The sequence below is a fragment of the Streptomyces sp. NPDC057137 genome, from assembly GCF_042670825.1.
Classification (GTDB): Bacteria; Actinomycetota; Actinomycetes; order Streptomycetales; family Streptomycetaceae; genus Streptomyces.
In genome coordinates this window covers 226,360-243,525 of the sequence record NZ_JBHUUW010000001.1, presented here as the reverse complement: position 1 = coordinate 243,525, position 17,166 = coordinate 226,360, and the positions used below count along the sequence as shown (strand labels likewise).

Annotated in this window: 7 protein-coding genes; 1 reads left to right on the top strand and 6 read right to left on the bottom strand. The window is 72.8% G+C overall.

Annotated features, from left to right (window positions below):
• Positions 1–35: 35 nt before the first annotated feature.
• Genes ACFT9I_RS00965 through ACFT9I_RS00940 form a run of 6 tightly spaced genes read right to left on the bottom strand, consistent with a single transcriptional unit; the run spans position 36 to position 15,934 of the window.
• The gene (locus ACFT9I_RS00965) at positions 36–1,985 is read right to left on the bottom strand and encodes an ABC transporter ATP-binding protein (RefSeq protein ID WP_382559035.1); all 1,950 of its coding nucleotides are present in this window, start codon (positions 1,983–1,985) and stop codon (positions 36–38) included.
• Between the two features lie 46 nt (positions 1,986–2,031).
• The gene (locus ACFT9I_RS00960) at positions 2,032–3,216 is read right to left on the bottom strand and encodes a glycosyltransferase (RefSeq protein ID WP_382559033.1); all 1,185 of its coding nucleotides are present in this window, start codon (positions 3,214–3,216) and stop codon (positions 2,032–2,034) included.
• Positions 3,213–4,025, bottom strand: a complete 813-nt coding sequence (locus ACFT9I_RS00955) for an alpha/beta fold hydrolase (protein WP_382559032.1) — start codon at positions 4,023–4,025, stop codon at positions 3,213–3,215. The genes ACFT9I_RS00960 and ACFT9I_RS00955 overlap by 4 nt, the downstream gene beginning before the upstream one ends.
• 4 nt (positions 4,026–4,029) lie before the next feature.
• Positions 4,030–4,341, bottom strand: a complete 312-nt coding sequence (locus ACFT9I_RS00950) for an acyl carrier protein (protein ID WP_382559030.1) — start codon at positions 4,339–4,341, stop codon at positions 4,030–4,032.
• Positions 4,338–8,969, bottom strand: coding sequence for a beta-ketoacyl synthase N-terminal-like domain-containing protein (locus ACFT9I_RS00945; protein WP_382559028.1), 4,632 nt, complete (start codon positions 8,967–8,969; stop codon positions 4,338–4,340). Before ACFT9I_RS00945 ends, ACFT9I_RS00950 begins: the two co-directional genes overlap by 4 nt.
• Positions 8,966–15,934 carry an SDR family NAD(P)-dependent oxidoreductase gene (locus tag ACFT9I_RS00940; protein WP_382559026.1) on the bottom strand — a complete coding sequence of 2,323 codons (6,969 nt, stop codon included), beginning with the start codon at positions 15,932–15,934 and terminating at the stop codon, positions 8,966–8,968. The genes ACFT9I_RS00945 and ACFT9I_RS00940 overlap by 4 nt, the downstream gene beginning before the upstream one ends.
• 573 nt (positions 15,935–16,507) lie before the next feature.
• Between ACFT9I_RS00940 and ACFT9I_RS00935 the strand changes: the two genes are divergently transcribed.
• On the top strand, positions 16,508–17,131 hold the full coding sequence (locus tag ACFT9I_RS00935; RefSeq protein ID WP_382559024.1) for a methylated-DNA--[protein]-cysteine S-methyltransferase: 624 nt from the start codon (positions 16,508–16,510) through the stop codon (positions 17,129–17,131).
• Positions 17,132–17,166 lie beyond the last annotated feature (35 nt).

The window sequence follows — 17,166 nt, the reverse complement described above, 5'->3', positions numbered from 1 at the left end:
ATTCCGCTCGATCGCGGAATGCCCTCACCTACTTCTCACCGATTCACCGGCACCGGCTCCCCGGCCGGTCCACCGACACCGGTACCGACATCGGCACCGGCTCCGGCTCCGCCGATCGCGGAGACCTCCGCGTCGTCGCCCACCAGCATCTGGGACGCGGCCAGTTCGCGGTACAGCACGTCCGCCTCGACCAGTTCCTGATGGGTTCCCGTGCCACGTACCCGACCGTGTTCGAGCACCACGATCTGATCCGCGCCCGTCACCGTGGAGAGCCGGTGCGCGATCAGCAGCACGGTGCAGCGCCGCGCCGCCTGTTCGACCGCCTCGCGCAGCGCCCGCTCGTTGTTGGCGTCGAGCTGCGCGGTCGCTTCGTCGAGCAGCAGCACCTCGGGACCGCGCAGCAGAGCGCGCGCGATGGCGAGCCGCTGCCGCTCACCGCCCGAGAGCGCGACCCCCCGGCTGCCGACCTCCGTCCGCAGCCCGTCGGGCAGCCGCTCGATCAGCGAGTCGAGCCGCGTCAGCCGCAAAACCTCCGCGACCTCCTCGTCCGACACGTCCGAAGCCGCGTACGTGAGGTTCTCCTCGATCGTCCCCGCCATGACGGGTGACTCCTGCTCGACGTAGGCGATCCGGCGGCGCACCTCGGCGCGGGGCAGGGTCGCGATGTCCACACCGCCGATCAGGATCCGGCCGGCCGCCGGCTCGTAGAACCGCTGGAGCAGGGCGAACATCGTGGTCTTTCCCGCACCCGAGAGACCCACCAGCGCGCTCTGGGTGCCGCCGCGCACCGTGAACGAGATGCCGCGCAGTGCGGGGGACCGGTCCGGGTAGGAGAAGTGGACGTCCCGGAACTCGACCGGGGGCGCGTCCGTTCCGTCCCAACGGCCCCCGCGCGCGGCGCCGTTCACCTCAGCACCGTCTCCGTCCACGTCATCCACGTCGTCCTCGATCGGCATCCGCCCGACCTGCTCGATACGCCCCACGGCGCCGAGCCCCTGCTGGAGCATCCCCAGCCCCGCGACCAGCGAGCCGATCGGGCTCGCCAGGTAGAACACGTACAGCAGGAACGCGATCAGCGCCGACGCCTCCAGACTCCCCGAGGCGACCAGCGCGCCACCCACCCCGAGCACGGCGAGGAACGCCGCCTGGATGGAGACGCCCGACAGCACCTTCACCATCGCCACGTACCGCGCGCCGACCAGACCCGCCCGGTACGCGCCGTCGACGGCCTGTCCCGCGAACGCCGTCTCCCGGCCCTCCGCGCCGTTGGCCTTCACGGTCCTGGCCGCGCCCAGCGCCCGGTCGAGCGCCGCGCCGACGGCGCCGATCGACTCCTGCGAACGGGCGACCGCCTCACGGATCCGCGGCAGGATGAGCACCATCACCAGCGTGACGCCGAGCAGCACCGCCACGGTCACCCCGAGCAGTCCCACATGCACCAGGCCCATCAGCACCACGGCCCCCAGGATGCTGAGCACGCCGTTGGCGACCATCACCAGGCCCTCGGTCGCGGCGTTCTGCACGAGCGTGCTGTCGGACGTGACGCGGGAGATGAGATCGCCCGGCGCGCGGCGGTCGAGTTCGGGCACCCGCAGCCGGATCAGCCGGAACACCAGATCCCGGCGGATCTGCCGCACCACCCGCTCCGAGGTGCGCTGCTGCCACCAGGACTGGAGTCCGGTGAGCACCGCCCCCAGGACGACCAGGCCGGCCAGGAGCAGCACGGGACCCATGACCCCGCTGCCGTCGCCGAGTCCGTCCAGTACGTGCTGCGCCACCAGCGGCTGTACGAGGCCGGCCCCGCTGGCCCCCAGGAGGAGCAGCAGTGTGGCGCCCAGGACGAGGCGGTGCGGCCTGGCGTAGCCGAGCAGGACGCGCAGCGGAGCCGTGCCTGGCGCGCCCGGGGTGTCTGACGTGGTGTCAATTGTCTTGGCGTCACCGGCGGGTTCGGTGCGGGAGTCGGGGGGAGCGGAAGCCGATGTCATGGGGGGTCCCGTGGTTGCGGTCGGGGTGAGGTGAGTGGGCCGGGGGTCAGCCGGAGGCGGGGACGGGGGCATGCCGCGCCGCGATCCGTTCGAGGTGGTCGGCGGCGGCGGACCGGCCGCCCGCCGCGCGCAGCGACCGGCCGATGGACTCGGCGGCGGCCCGGTGCCCGCCGGCGTCGTCCAGCACGGTCTCGATCGCCGTACCGAGCCGGGCGGCGTCCACGCGGCGGAAGCGGACCCGCACACCGGCGCCCGCGTCGACCACCTGTCCCGCGACGATGGGCTGATCGTCACGGATCGGGGCGAGCACCAGCGGCAGGCCGTGCCACAGCGTCTCGCACACCGTGTTGTGGCCGGCGTGGCAGACGACGGCGTCGGCCCGTGCCAGCAGGTCGAGTTGGGGCACGTGCGGCCGCACGATCACACCGGGCGGTACGGCTCCGAGGGTGCCGCCGGGATCGACCACGACCCCCTGCACCCGGTCGCCGAGCGCGTCCAGCGCGGTCACCGCCTCGGTGAGGAAGCGGCCTCCGGCGTCCGCGTTGGCCGTGCCGAGCGAGACGAGAACGAGGCGGCGCCCGGGGTCGAGAAGGTCCCACGGAAAGTCCGAACCCCCGGCGCGCGGTGCGACGGCGGGGCCGACCAGATGGACTTCCCCGCCCGGCAGCGGTGTCTCGCCGACCAACTCGCGCCCGGTGAAGGCGATCACGCCGTGCGGCGAGAAACGCGGATCGCCCTGCGCGGCCGGATCACCGATCCGGGCCCGCAGTGCACCGAGCAGGTCGGCCAGCCACGCGCCCACCTTCGGCAACTCCGCCAGCGGGTCGACGAGTTCGGCCGACGTGGTCGCGGAGGTGACATGCACGATCCCGCGACGCTCGGCGACCAGCGCGCCCGCGACGGCGTGCTGGTCGGTGAACACGGCGTCGGGACGGAACCCGTCGATCGCCGCCTCGACGCCCGGCGCCATCAGATCACCGAGCGGGACGAAGAACTTCTCCCAGAGGTGCTGGAAGGCGCCGGGCCCCGCGAGGCCCGGCGGCCGGCTCAGCCCGTTGTCCGGCATGGCGCACTCGTAGACCTGGGCCCCGGGGCCCGCGAGCGCGCGGATCTGGTCGCCGTAACCGGCCCACGCCACCTCGTGGCCGCGCCCCGACAGTTCGTCGGCGACGGCGGCCAGCGGGTTGGTGTGACCGACCAGTGGGGGGACGACGAGCAGAAACCGTGTCACCGCACCGCCTCGGCCAGGGTGTGCTCCCGCACCCAGCGCAGGATCAGGTCCTGGGTCTCCTCGGTGCGCTCGACCAGCACCGAGTGGCCCTGCTCGGCGAGGACCACGGTGCGGCAGGACACCAACTTGGTCTCCAGCTCGGGCACTTGGGCGCTCAGCCCGGACTCGTCACCGAAGATCGCGAGCACCGGGCAGCCGTCGAGCGCGTCGAGGCCGTCGTCGATGACACGGCCGGCCGGGACGTCCTCGGCCAGGGTGGTCGTGGCCAGGATGCGGCTGGCCCCCCGCGAGAGCCGGGCGGTGTGCGCGCCGTGGTTCGCCGAGATCCAGCCGATGACCTCCTCGCGGGCGAGCTGGTTCTTGGCGTCCCTGAGTCCGTCGGCCATGTGCCGGGTCCACTCCGCCACCGGAGGCTCGGACTCGATCATGGTGACGGTGGCGACCCGGTCGGGGTGCCAGGCGGCGAACGCGGTCGCGATCGTGCCGCCGAAGGAGTTGCCGACCACATGCACCCGGCGCGTCTCGCCGAGCGCGTCGAGCACGCCGACGAGATCCCCGACGAACGATTCGAGCCGGTACCCCGTGGCCGGCCGGTCACTGCGGCCGTGCCCCCGCAGGTCGTACATGATCACGTCGATGCCCGCCGCCGCGAACGCCGGGCCGAGCGTGAAGTAGTAGCTGGCCAGACTGTCCGTGAGTAGACCGTGGACGAACACCACGACCGGCGGATCCCCGCCGTCGGCCGGCGGGTTCGCGGCGGGCAGCCGCTGGACGTGGGTGGTGATGTCCCCGGTGCGTATCTTCGCCATCGGATCAGACCTGCCCGGCAGTGTGCAGGGAGGCGGCGACATAGTCGACCAACTCGCCGACCGTGAGCGCGATGATCTCGTGCAGTTCGAGATCGGCGATGAACAGGGCCAGGTTGACCTGGTCGCCGTAGTGCTCGCGCAGCGAACCGGCCAGCGTCACCAGGTCGATGCTCTCCAGTTCGAGATCGTCGTGGAAGGTGGTCTCCCGGGTGATCTCGGCGTCGTCCAGACCGTCTTCCTCCAGCATGGTCCGCAGCATCGCGGTGATGTCGCTCTCCACGGCCGTGGCCACGGTTGCATCGATTTCGGTGGTCATGCCGAATCTCCTGTCAGGTGTATCTGGTCTGTGCGGTCTGCCTGGTCTGTGCGTTCCATACGATCTGTGCGGTCTGTGCGGGCGTCGTTCTCGGTCGTCGTCCAGGCGACGACGTACTGCCGCTCCGGCAGCCCCGGCGGATTGGCTGTCTCTTCCAGGCGCACCTCGTAGAGCCGTCCCCCGGCCACCACGCGTGCGCGCCTCTCGTCGGCGGCCACCACGCGGTACTCCGCGGGGCGGCCACGCAGGCCGGTGCCGCGCGCCTTCGCGACGGCTTCCTTGGCGGTCCAGAAGCGGGTGAACCACAGGGCGCCGCTGCCCGGCGACCGCGCCACCAGAGCGTCGAGCAGGGTGAGTTCGGAGGTGTCGCACGAGGTCTCGACCGTGGCGCGCGGCCGTTCGACGATCTCCTCGATGTCGATACCGCAGGTGCCGCGCGCGGCGATGGCCACGCCCGTCTCGCGGCGGTGCGCGATCGAGACGGTCAGCTCGCCCGGCGCGCGCCCGTGCACGCCCTCGACCAGCGGGCGCCCCGACGTGTCGTTGCGTACGGAGATCTCGGCCGGATAGATCTCGCCCGCGCCCTCCCGCCACAGCAGCCGGCGCACCGCGTCCTTGGCCGAGATCCGGCCCAGGAGCCACTGGCGCCTGCGCACCGGCGGCAGCCCCTCGTAACGGGCCCGCTCCGCGCTGCCCAGCATGTTGCGCATGATCAGCTCGCGCGTCGCCAGGTCCGGCCAGCGCTCGTGGACGATCGCCCAGCCGCCCGGCCGCTCCGTGGACAGGGTGTTCTCGCCCGGGAAGCGGTCCACCGCGCGGATGTTGGCGTCGGTGTCGAAGCGCCGGTCCTGCCAGCCGGTGAACTCCGCCCAGACCAGCCCGTCCTCACCGATCAGCTGCATGTCGGCCGTGAGCGTGAGGTCGGTGACCTCGGTGATCCGGATCAGACAGGTCAGCCGCTCGCCCGGCCGCGGATGCGGCCCGTGGAAGCGGATGCGCTCCATGCGGACCGGGAACACGGTGGTGCGCTCGGTGAGCGTCGCCATGATCCAGTAGCCGAGCAGCTGACCGACGTTGTCGAGCAGGGCGCCGGGCGCCTCGGGGGTGGTCAGCACCCCGCGTACCCACCGGTCGCCGATGGCCGTCAGCTCGCTGACGCCCTGGAAGCGCGGCCCGTGGAACATCCACCGCTCGTCGTAGAGCTGCTCGGCCGTCAGGCCGGGCACCCGTTCGGCGGTGGTGTCGACCGGCCAGGCCGGGGGCGGCGCGGGGTGGGCGGCGGCCAGTTCGACCACGGCGCGCGAGTAGCCGGTGAGGCTCACCTCGACCCGGTCGGCCGCCAACTGCCGTACCTCCAGCGGCACATCGACGGCGGGCATCGCCTCGATCCACTTCAGCAGGCGCACGTCGTGGACCGCGACCGCCCGGGTCCCGGGCACGGCGCGCTCCGCGATCTCCATGAGATGGCCGATGACGGTGGTGGCGGGGACGATCGGCCACCGGTCGCCCTCGTCGGGCCAGCCGGGGCGCTGCCGGAAGAAGCAGTGGTCGAGGAGGTACGGCATCTCGGCGACGTCCACGCGCAGCGCGGCGGGGACGGCGGGGACGGCGGGCTCCGGCGGCGGGGGTACCGCCGTCGTGGCCGGGGCTGTCGCGGTCGCCCGGTACGTCGTGGCCCGTGCCGCGATCAGCTCGTCCGCGACCGCCGCCGTGTCGTTGATCAGCGCCGACAGTTCGGCGGCGATCGGGAACCCGGCACCGGCCCGGCCGAGCGCGTCCAGCCGGTCGAGGGCATTGCCGTCGCCGATGGGACGGGCGGCGGGCGGGTGGCCGATGCTGTCGGCGAGGAGCTTCTTGGCCTGCTCGGGCAGGGACACCAGTGCCCCGCCGAGGTCGAGCCGTACGCCGGGCCGGGTGCGACCCGCGCTCGCACGCGTTCCCGTGGCGGCGGCCGTGCCGGGCGTGGATCCGAGCAGCGGACCGACGTCCGGGGCCGCGCCCTCCACCCACAGCGCGGTGACCACCCGGCGCAGCTGCGCCAGACTGTCCCGCGCCGAGGAGTGCGCGGAGACGACCAGCCGGTCCTTGCCGGCCAGGGTGTCGTCGATCAGCGAGCCGAGCTGACCGGCACCCAGCTGGATGAACGCGCGGTGCCCCGCCTCGTGCATCGTGGTGATCAACTGCCGGAACCGCACCGGTTCGAGCAGATGCCGGACGAACAACTCCCTTACGGCAGCCGGGTCCTGGGGATAGCGCGCGGCGGTCGTCGCCGACCAGACCGGCGTGGACTGCACGTGCAGTGTGTACGTCTCGGCGGCCCGTCTGATCGGATCGAGATACGGGGCGAGCATCGGGGTGTGGAAGCCGGAGCGGAACGGCAGTACCTGCCCGATCACGCCCTCGGTCCGGAACCGGTGGACCAGTTCGCCGACCGCCTCCTCCGGACCGCAGATCATCGACTGGTTCGGCGCGTTGTCGTGCGACAGCACGACGTCGCTCCGGCCCGCCAGTTCGGCGAGCACCCGGTCGGCGGGCATCCCGAGCACGGCGAACGCCGCACCGGGTACGCGCAGCGCGTCCGGGTCGAAGCCCGCGAGGAAGGTGTCGACCTCGTCGGCCGCGTGAATCCCGCCGCAGGCCATGGCCGTCCACTCGCCGACACTGTGTCCCGCGACCGCGTCCGGCACCACGGACAGCCTGCGCAGCGCCGTGTCGAGGAGCCTCCCGAGCTGGAAGACCGCCGCGCCGTGCCGCCCCACGTCACCGACCTTGGCATCGTGCCCCGGCGCCCACGTCAGCCCGAACCGCTCGGCCAGCGAGTCCACTTGGGCCTCGAACTCGGCTTCGAGCCCGGGGAAGACGAACGCGGTCGTGCCGCCGCCCGGACCGAGCAGCGGACGCGGGCTGAACCACACGTCGCTGCGCCCGCGCCAGGCCGCGCCCTTCGTGACCGCCTTCCTGGCCAGCTTCAGCCTGCGCGCCGTCGGGTCCACGATGCCGAGCCGGACGGGACCGGCGGCGGGCGCGTGCTCGTGCTCGCTCAGACCGGCCGCCAGGACCGTCGAGTCGTCGGCGTCCAGCAGCGCGGCGAGCGTCGCCTGATCGGGGGCGGCGAGCCGCAGCACCCGCTCCGGTTCGGTGACGGTCGCCGTCGCCCGCGCCGTACGCCTGTCGACAGTCACGCCCCCAGCGGCCGGTACCGACGAGGCCGGTACCGACGCCGCCTGCTCCAGCACGACATGGGCGTTGATGCCGCCGAAACCGAAGGCGTTGACGCCCGCCCGCCTCGGCGCGCCCGTGACGGGGCTCTCCCAGGGAGCCGACTTCGACAACGGCGTGAACCTGGTCGCCTCCAGCGCCGGATGCGGATCCTCGCAGTGCAGCGTCGGCGGCAGCACCCCGTGATGGAGTGCGAGCGCCGCCTTGATCAGCCCCGCGATACCGGCGGCCGGCATCGTGTGACCGATCATCGACTTCACCGACCCGATCGCGGCACGCGCTCCCACCGCCGGACCGAACACCTCGGCGAGCGTGGTCAGTTCGGCACGGTCACCGGCCGGGGTGGCCGTACCGTGCGCCTCCAGCAGACCGATGGCGTCGGCCGCGCGCGGGTCGAGTCCCGCCGCGTCCCACGCCTGCCGTACGGCGCGGACCTGCCCGCCGGGATCGGGGTTGAACAGACTGGCCGAACGCCCGTCGCTCGCCACCCCGGTGCCGGAGACCACCGCGTACACCCGGTCGCCGTCGCGCTCCGCGTCCGCCAGCCGCTTCAGCACCACGATGCCGGTGCCCTCACCGATCAGCACACCGTCCGCGCCCTGGTGCAGCGGACGGATCCGTTCACTCGGCGACAGCGCGCCGAGCTGGCTGAACACACTCCACAGCGTGATGTCGTGGCAGTGGTGCACCCCGCCCGCGAGCATCACGTCGCAGCGGCCACTGTCCAGTTCACGTACGGCGTGGTCGACCGCCACCAGCGACGAGGCGCAGGCGGCGTCGACGGTGTACGCCGGGCCGCGCAGGTCCAGCCGGTTGGCGACCCTGGAGGCGGCCAGGTTCGGCACCAGCCCGATCGCCGACTCCGGTTGTTCCGGGCCGAGTTGACCGGCGAACGCCGACCGCACTTCCTCCAGCCGGTCGTCGCCCAGCTCGGGCGCCAGCTCGCGCAGGGTGCGCACCAACTGGTTGGCCGTACGCACTCGTTGGTCCAGCCTGACCAGACCCGGCGTCAGATAACCGCCCCGGCCCAGCACGATCCCCGCCCGCTGCCGGTCCGCCGGCAGCACCGGCTCACCACCGGCGTCGGCGATCGACTGATGGGCCACGTCGAGCGCGATCAGCTGGTCCGGCTCCGTACCCGCGACGGAGGTCGGCATGATGCCGAACCGCGTCACGTCGAACTCGGCGCTCTCGTCGACGAATCCGCCCCGCCGGCAGTACACCCGGTCGCTGCGCGGGGGACCGCCGGGCGCGTAGAACTCCTCGTCCCAGCGGCCCGCCGGAACCTCGGTGATCGAGTCGACGCCGTTGACGATGTTGTGCCAGTAGCTCTCCAGATCGTTGGCGCCCGGGAAGTACACGGCCATGCCGACGACGGCGACCGGTGTGCGCGAGTCCACCGAGGTCACCAGCCCGACGCGGTATAGACGGTCGCGTGCACCTCGGGCGCGCCCCAGGCGAGTTCACGCAGCAGGCTCAGCGGCCCCTCCTCGGGGTCGATGAGCTTGATGCCCCGTGCCGCGTACGAGCGCATCAGCGCGGGGGTGACCATGCCGCCGTTGGTCTCGGCGGCGGCCCAGGGGCCCCAGTGCACGGTCAGTCCGCGGCGGTCGTCCGTCGACCAGCGGCGGCCCAGCTCCTCCAGCGCGTCGTTGGCCGCGGCGTAGTCGGACTGGCCGCGGTTGCCGAGCGCGGCGGCGATGCTGCCGAACAGCACCGCGAACCGCGGGCCGCGCGGCAGCACGTCCACCGCGTCGAGCACGGCGCGCGCGCCGTCGACCTTGGTGGAGAACACCCGGCCGAAGGACTCCGTGGACTTCTCGGCCAGCAGCTTGTCCTCGATGACCCCGGCCGCGTAGACGACACCGTCGAGCCTGCCGTGCTCGGCGTAGATGTCCTTCACCGTGGCCCGTACGACCTCCGTGTCGAGCACGTCCACGCAGTGGTAGCGGACCTCGCTCCCGAGCGCTCGCAGCCCGTCGACGGTCGCCCGCACCTCGCGTTCGGCGAGCACCGCCCCGACCAGGCGCTCCACCTCGCCGGGAGAGGTCAGGCCGGTGGCCAGGAAGGCGGCCCGCAGCCCGTCGCGGTCGGCGGCGCCGACGGTTGCCGGGTCCTCCGACGCGGCGGGCACCGGGGTCCTGCCCATGAGTTCGATACGGCACCGGCTCGCCGAGGCGATCGTGCGGGCGAAGCGCGCGGTGATGCCGCGTGCGCCGCCGACCAGCAGGACGACCGACTCCCGGTCGAGCCCCGCCGCCTCGGCCTCCGCCTGGCCCTCGCCGGCCGGGCCGGCTCCGGTGGCGGCGAGCGCGCCGAGATCGGTCGGGGTCAGCCGCAGCGCACGCCGCTTCCCGCCGTCGGTGAGGACGACCGGTTCCCGTTCGGTGGCGGCGAGTTCGGTGACGAGGGCGTCCGACACCGCGTCGGCGGTCGCGTCGGCCGCCACCTCGACCAGGGTCGCTTTCGTGTCGGGGTACTCGCGGGCAACGCTGCGGAAGAAGCCGCGCAGCCCGCTGGCCGCGCCCTCGGTCCTGCGCTCGACGGCGATGACAGCGCCCGGTGCGCCCGCGAGCGCCGCCTGGAACAGGGGGAGGGCTTCGGGGAGCGGCGGCTCCGCCGCGTCGAGCGTGTCGAGGAGGACCACGGCGTCGGCGGTGGCCGTCGGCAGCTCACCGGCCGGTACGAGCGTGGGCGAGGCACCGGCCGCGCGCAGCCGCTCGGCCAGCTTGGGGGCCAACTCGCCGCCGCCGAGCAGCAGTACGGCGGCTCCGGCGGCGATCGAGCCGGTCACCTTCTCCAGCGGCGCCTCGGTGAACTCCAGGCGCTGCGGGGCCAGGATCTCCGCTTCGGCAGGTGAGGTCTCGGCCGCGGCCGTCTCCGTTTCCGGCTTTGTCTCCGCCTCAGGGGCGTCGGCGGTGCCGGTGAGCCGTTCGACGAGCAGTCCGGTGATGCCGGCCGCGGTGCGCGCCGTGCTGAGACCGTCCAGCTCGCCGCTCGCGTCGAGGGGGAGGCCGAGGCGTACGGCGAGTTCGCCGGCTATCTCGGCGCGCTTGATGGAGTCGACGCTCAGGTCGGCCTCCAGATCCAGCTCGGGCTCGATCATCTCGACCGGGTAGCCGGTGCGGTCCGCCACCACGGTCAGGACGGCGGCGAGCACCGATTCCGGGTCGGTCGCCGACGCGGTGGCCTCGGCCTCCGCGACGGGCGTGGTGGTGGGGCCCGCCGCCGCGGTGGGGGACGCGGCGGCGGGCAGTGCGAGGACCGACGGTGCGGTCGGTGCGGCGACGGCGGCGACGGCCGCCGGCTGCCAGGCGACGGGAGCCGGCGCCTGGACGGCTGCCACCGCTCCCGGCCCGCCGAGGTAGGTCATCAGGACGTCGCGCTGGGCGGCGACCAGATCGCGGCTGGTGCGCAGGAATTCGGCGACGAGCGCGTCCGGTGCGCTGTGGGGGGACTGGTTCTCCGGCACGATCAGCTCCGTAACGGGTCGGGCGGGGTGCAGGGCGGTGGGGGGAATGGTGCCGTCGGCGAGCCGGACGAGCTGGCCGTCCACGGTCCAGCCGGGGCTGCGCTCGGCGACCGCGGTCTCCGGGTCGACGGCGTCCCGGCCCAGGAAGAGGCGGCCGGTGCGGACGTCGGCCCCGTTGACGGCGAGTTGGGCCAGCGCGGTGAGGAAACCGCTCAGGCCGCCCGGCCGTCCGCCGTCGAGCGGAATCGTCCGGTGGGGACGGTCCCCGAGGACGGCCGAGACCAGCCGGCTGAGCACCCGGCCAGGACCGACCTCGGCGAAGACGCGGGCACCGGCGGCGTACATGGACTCGATCTGCTCGGCGAACCTGACCGGCGAGCCGATCTGGGCGGCGAGCCCCGCCCGTACCTCGGCGGGGTCCGTCGGATAGGGCTCCGCCGTACGGTTGGCCCACACGTCGAACGCGGGCGGATACACGGTCAGTCGGTCGAGCCGCTCGGCGAACGCGTCACCCGCGCCGGCCAGCAGCGGACTGTGGAAGGCGCAGGCCACCTGGAGCGGTTTGACCGAGTGGCCGGCGTCCCGCAGGCGCGAGACCGCCGCGGCCACCTGCTCGGTCGGTCCCGAGATGACCGTCTGGGTGGGCGAGTTACGGTTCGCGGCCACGACCTCCCCGTTGAGGCCGGCCAGCCGCAGCACCTCGTCCACCTGCTCGGGCGACGCGGTGACGGCGGCCATCGTGCCGGCGTCACCGCCAGCCGTCCGGGACAGGATCGCCTCGGCGCGCGCGGCGCTCGCCGTGATGACGTCCCTGGGGGAGAGCGCCCCGGCCACGCCGAGCGCGACCAGTTCGCCGTAGCTGTGCCCCGCGGCCATGTCCGGGCGTACGCCGACGGAGGCGAGCAGCTCGGCGGCGGCGAGTTCGACCACGCCGAGGGCGGGCTGGGCGACGGCCGTGTCGGTGATGCGGGCCAGCTGCCCGGCCTTGCCCTGCTCGCCGAACGCGGCCGGCGGGTGGAGGACGTCGGCCCAGCGTGCGCCGAGCTGGAGGTAGCGCTGCAACTCCGGGAAGGCGACGAAGAGTTCGGCGAGCATGCCGGGACGCTGGCTGCCCTGCCCGGGGAACAGGAACGCCAGTTTCCCCTCGGCGTCACCGGCACTCCCGTCGGCCGACTGGATGCCAGCTTCGGGCGTCTGGATCCCGGCCCCGGCCGTGTGGATGCCGGCCTCGGGCGCGTGCTCGCCCTCCGCCGCGCGGCGCAGCAGCTCGGGCAGTTCGGCGAGGCTGTTCGCCACCACGGCGATCCATACCCGCTCGCCGCGCACCGCCGACCGGTCGCTTCGCCGTGCCGCGCTACGCGCGTAGTCGCGCAGCTTCCACGGGCCGCCCTTGGCCAAGAGGTCCTGGAGCGCCCGCACCGAGCGTCGGGCCGCCTCGGCGTCCTGCCCCCGGAACGTGAAGAGTTCGGCCGGCCACGTGTCCAGGGAATGCGCAGGTGGCGCCTGGGTGTACGCGCGTAGAACAACGTGGAAGTTGGTGCCGCCGAATCCGAAGGCGCTCACTCCCGCGACACGCTCCGCCGGCTCCACCGCCCACGGCGTCGCCGTCGTGTGGAAGACGAACGGGCTGCTCGCCTCCTTCCAGGCGGCGTTGGGCTCCTTCAGGTGCAGGGTCGGCGGCTTCACCCCGTGGTACAGCGCGAGTGTGACCTTGATGAGTCCGGCGAGCCCCGCCGCGCACTTGGTGTGCCCGATCTGGGACTTGACGGAGCCGACCGCGCAACTGGCCACCTCGGCACCGGCTTCGGTGAACACCTCGGTGAGCGTGCTGAGTTCGGTACGGTCCCCGACGACGGTCCCGGTGCCGTGCGCCTCGACCAGTCCCACATCGGCCGGCGAGACACCGGCGTTGTGGTAGGCGCGGGTGAGGGCGGCGTGCTGTCCCTCCGGGCGGGGCGCGGTCAGACCGAGCGCGCGCCCGTCACTGGCGCTGCCCACCCCGTCGATCACGGCGTACACGCGGTCGCCGTCGCGCTCCGCGTCCGCGAGGCGCTTGAGGACCACGCAGGCCACGCCCTCGCCGAGGGCGATGCCGTCGGCGGCGGCGTCGAAGGTGGCCGAGCGGCCCGTGGGGGAGAGCGCGTGCACGGACGAGAACAGCAGATAGTCGTTGATGCCGTTGTGCAGGTCGGCGCCGCCGCACAGCACCATGTCGCTGGTGCCGGAGACGAGTTCCTTGCAGGCGACGTCCACGGCGGTGAGCGAGGAGGCGCACGCCGCGTCGACGGTGTAGTTGGCACCGCCGAGGTCGAGCCGGTTGGCGACCCGCCCCGCGATGACGTTGGCGAGCATGCCCGGGAACGAGTCCTCGGTGAGCTTGGGCAGTTGCTCGTCGAGCGCGGGCGGGATCGTGCCGATGTAGCCGGGCAGCACCGTACGCAGCGTCGTCGCGTTCGACAGGTCGCTGCCCGCCTCGGCGCCGAACACCACCGACGTACGGGCGTGGTCGGTGCCCTTCGCGTCGTACCCCGCGTCGGCGAGCGCGCGGCGCGCGGCCTCCAGCGCGAGGAGCTGCACCGGTTCGACGGCGGCGAGCGAGGCCGGCGGAATGCCGTAGCGCAGCGGGTCGAACGGGATCTCGGGCAGGAAGCCGCCCCAGCGGGACGGGGTCCGCTCGCCGTCGCCGTCCGGCGCGTAGTAGCGCTCCTGGTCCCAGCGCTGGGCGGGGACCTCGGTGACACAGTCCTTGCCCGCGAGGATGTTGGCCCAGAAGTCCGCCAGGTCGGGGGCGCCGGGGAACATGCCGGCCATGCCGACCACGGCGACGCGCAGCGGCTCGGGAGCCGGCCGCTCGTCCGCCGCGCCGATGCCGAGCGGGCCGCGCAGTTCGGTGGCCCTGGCGCGCAGCCAGCCGGCCGCGCCCTCGCTCACGGCGTCGTGCAGCGCGGCGACGGTGGTCACCGCCTCGCGGAGCACCACGACCTCACCGGCCATGAACATGCCCTCGTCGGCCTGCCGGGTCTCGTCCACGGCGAGCAGGTCGTCGCCGACCCGCTCGATGCCCTTGCTGGCGAGGCGCAGCCGGCCGACGTTGAACCGCTCCAGGCGTTCCCAGATCTCCCGGTCGGGCACGCCTTGTTCGCGCAGCTCGTCCTTGAGGGCGGCGAAGTCCTCGCTGATGGCGCTCCGCGCGCACCGGGTGGCGTGGCCGGGCGCCGTCTCCAGCAGATCGGTCCGCTCCGCGTCGAGGATGCGGCGCTGGAAGAGCGGCTGGATGGCGCCGCCGTGAACCGCCTCCTCGGTGAACAGGTAGGCGGTGCCCATCAGTACGCCGAACGCGACACCGGCGCGGGTCAGCGGGGCGGCCAGCGCGGCGGCCATCGCGGCCGACCGCTCGTCGTGAATGCCGCCGGCGAAGAGCACGGTCAGCCCGGCGGCCTCGTCGTCGGCCTTGGCTCCGGACTTGGCCCCGGCCTTGGCTCCGGCAGTTGCACCGGCCTCGGCGAGGAATTCGAGCAGGACCTCGGTCTGCGCCTCCCACAGCGGGAAGCTGTTGCGCGGTCCGACGTGTCCGCCGCACTCGGCGCCCTCGAAGATGAACCGGCGCGCGCCCGCCGCCAGGAACTGGCGCAGCAGTCCGGGCGACGGCACGTGCAGGAAGGTCGTGATGCCCTCCGCCTCCAGCGCGGCAGCCTGGGCCGGCCTGCCGCCCGCGATGATCGCGTGCGTGGGCCTCAACTCGCGTACGACGTCGAGCTGCGCGGCCTTGATGTCCTCGTCGGCGAAACCGAGCACGCCCACGCCCCACTTGGCGTCGCCGAGTGCGTCGCGGGTGCGTTCCAGCATCGAGCGGGTCCGGTCGGCGTTCGCCAGCGCGAGCGCGAGGAACGGCAGTCCGCCCTCGGCCGCGACCGACGCGGCGAACGCGGGCTCGTCGCTGACGCGCGTCATCGGCCCCTGGGCGACGGGCAGTCGGGTACCGAGTGCGCGCGCGCCGGCCGACCCGGCCGCCAGCGCGGCGGCGGGGGTGTCGTCGGCGAACGCGTCGGCCATGGCGGCCGCGATGCCGCGTACGGCCTCGGCCACCGTGGTCCAGCGCTCGGCGAAGGAGGCGGCGAGGAAGGCGTCCTGGCCGAGGGGGACGAACTGGGTACGGAGATCGTCCGTACCGATCCTGGCGGTGAACTCGGGCTTTTCGAGCGGGAGTTCGGGGGCGCCGGGGCCACGGCGGCGCAGCACGCGCACCCCGTGGTGCAGCACGGTCTCCGAGCCGTCGAGCCCGGCGAGCACACCGGTGAGCTCGGTCGGCAGCCCCGCCTCGTCGAACAGCGCGAGCTGGGTGTCGAGTACGACTCCGGCCGCGCCTCCGGCGACGGCGGCGGCGGCGCTGTGCGGTCCGATGCCGCCGCAGGCCCAGGCGGGGAGGTCCAGGGCGGGTTCGGCGAGCACCTGCTGGAGGAGGACGAAGGTACTCAGCTCACCCGCGCGTCCGCCGCTCTCCGAGCCGCGCACGATCAGTCCGGCGGCACCGGCCTCGGTGGCGCTCAACGCCTCGTCCAGGCTGGTGACTTCGACCAGGACGCGGCGGCCGGTGAACTCGGCGGGCGACCGGGTGGGGTCGGCGAGCAGCACCGTGTCCACGAGTTCGGGCAGCTCGTCGGCGGTCGCCGAACAGCCTTCACGTATCCGGACGCCGAACGGAACGGACGACCAGCGGCAGGTGCGGTCGAGCAGGTCGACCACCTCCCGGGGGTCCCCGGTGGGCAGTTCGAGCACACCGACCGCGCCGGTGGCAGCGGCCGTGGCGGTCAGGCGTGGGGACGGCCGTTGCAGAGGGTTGATCACGATGACCGAATGCGGCAGGGAAAAGTCATTGGACCAAGAAGGTCCCGGAGTCCGCATGAACTCTCCAGATACGTGGGGCAGTTGTGGGGATTGGCAGTTAAGTGGCCGCGCTTCCCCAGAGTCAACCGATCACAGAGAGTCGCCGACGCGATTCATCGAACATGTGTACGTCTTTGGTGCGAGGTGGATTCAGGCAGACGGGAGGTTAGGGGACGTTTTTCATGTGCGTCATCCGTGGATCATGTCGTTGATATCGACATGACATGCGCGTGGAACGTTCGGCGCCCACAGGTGCCCGAAGCTGTGCTTCAGATCACAATAACTTTCTCGATGGGTGTCCGGTTCCGGCCTTATGGCTACACAGAGTGAGACGGCTCCGATGAGCGGGCCCGTTGACCTTCATGGGTGAGTTCCGGCAGCTCAGCGGCTTGAAATGGCCGTCTCGCACGCTTCTGGAAGCCATCTTTCGCAGCGTTTCAACACTCAATGTCCACGGAGAGACGAAAGATTGGCGACGGAGCGCAGCCGAGAGCCACGCGCCGAACCGCCGCGACCTACGACCTCACATTCGCCCGCTCCCGCGCGTCTACCTACTGAACAGGGACGTCGCACGAGAAGGAGGCCGGGACCATGACCGACATCGGACAGCCCGCGGGCACGAATACGGACACGGCTACGGGGGCGGTTACGGGCGCGAGCACGGCCAAGAGCGTGGCTACGGAGACGGGCACGGACACGGGCACGGACACCCGCCACGCGATCGTCGAGACCTCGCTCGGCGGCCTGACCGTGGTCGCATCGGGCGACGCGATCACCGGCCTGTACTTCCCGCACCACTGGTACATGCCGTCCGAGGCGAGCCTGGGCCGGCGCATCGACGTCCGGGACGACACCCTGCTGACCCTGGCCGCGACCCAGCTCGCCGAGTACCTCGACGGCGACCGGACCACGTTCGACCTGCCGACGCGGACGAACGGGGACGCCTTCCAGGAGCGGGTCTGGGCGATGCTCCGGGAGATCCCGTTCGGCGAGACCACCACGTACGGCGAACTGGCCGAACGGCTGGGGAACAAGGCACTCGCCCAGTCCGTGGGCCAGGCGGTCGGCCACAACCCGCTCTCCATCATCGTGGCCTGCCACCGGGTGGTCGGCAGCAACGGGAAGCTCACCGGCTTCGCGGGCGGCCTCAAGCGCAAGCAGCGACTCCTGGAGATCGAGGAGCCGGCGACCGTGAAGGAGGCCAGGCTCTTCTGAACAGGGCACCCGCACACCGGCAGAGAATGATCGCC

Excerpts from the sequence above, each read along its gene's own strand:
- ACFT9I_RS00965 (WP_382559035.1), bottom strand. The coding sequence starts at position 1,985 with ATGACATCGGCTTCCGCTCCCCCCGACTCCCGCACCGAACCCGCCGGT.
- ACFT9I_RS00955 (WP_382559032.1), bottom strand. The coding sequence starts at position 4,025 with ATGGCGAAGATACGCACCGGGGACATCACCACCCACGTCCAGCGGCTG.
- ACFT9I_RS00950 (WP_382559030.1), bottom strand. The coding sequence starts at position 4,341 with ATGACCACCGAAATCGATGCAACCGTGGCCACGGCCGTGGAGAGCGAC.
- ACFT9I_RS00940 (WP_382559026.1), bottom strand. The coding sequence starts at position 15,934 with ATGCGGACTCCGGGACCTTCTTGGTCCAATGACTTTTCCCTGCCGCAT.
- ACFT9I_RS00935 (WP_382559024.1), top strand. The coding sequence starts at position 16,508 with ATGACCGACATCGGACAGCCCGCGGGCACGAATACGGACACGGCTACG.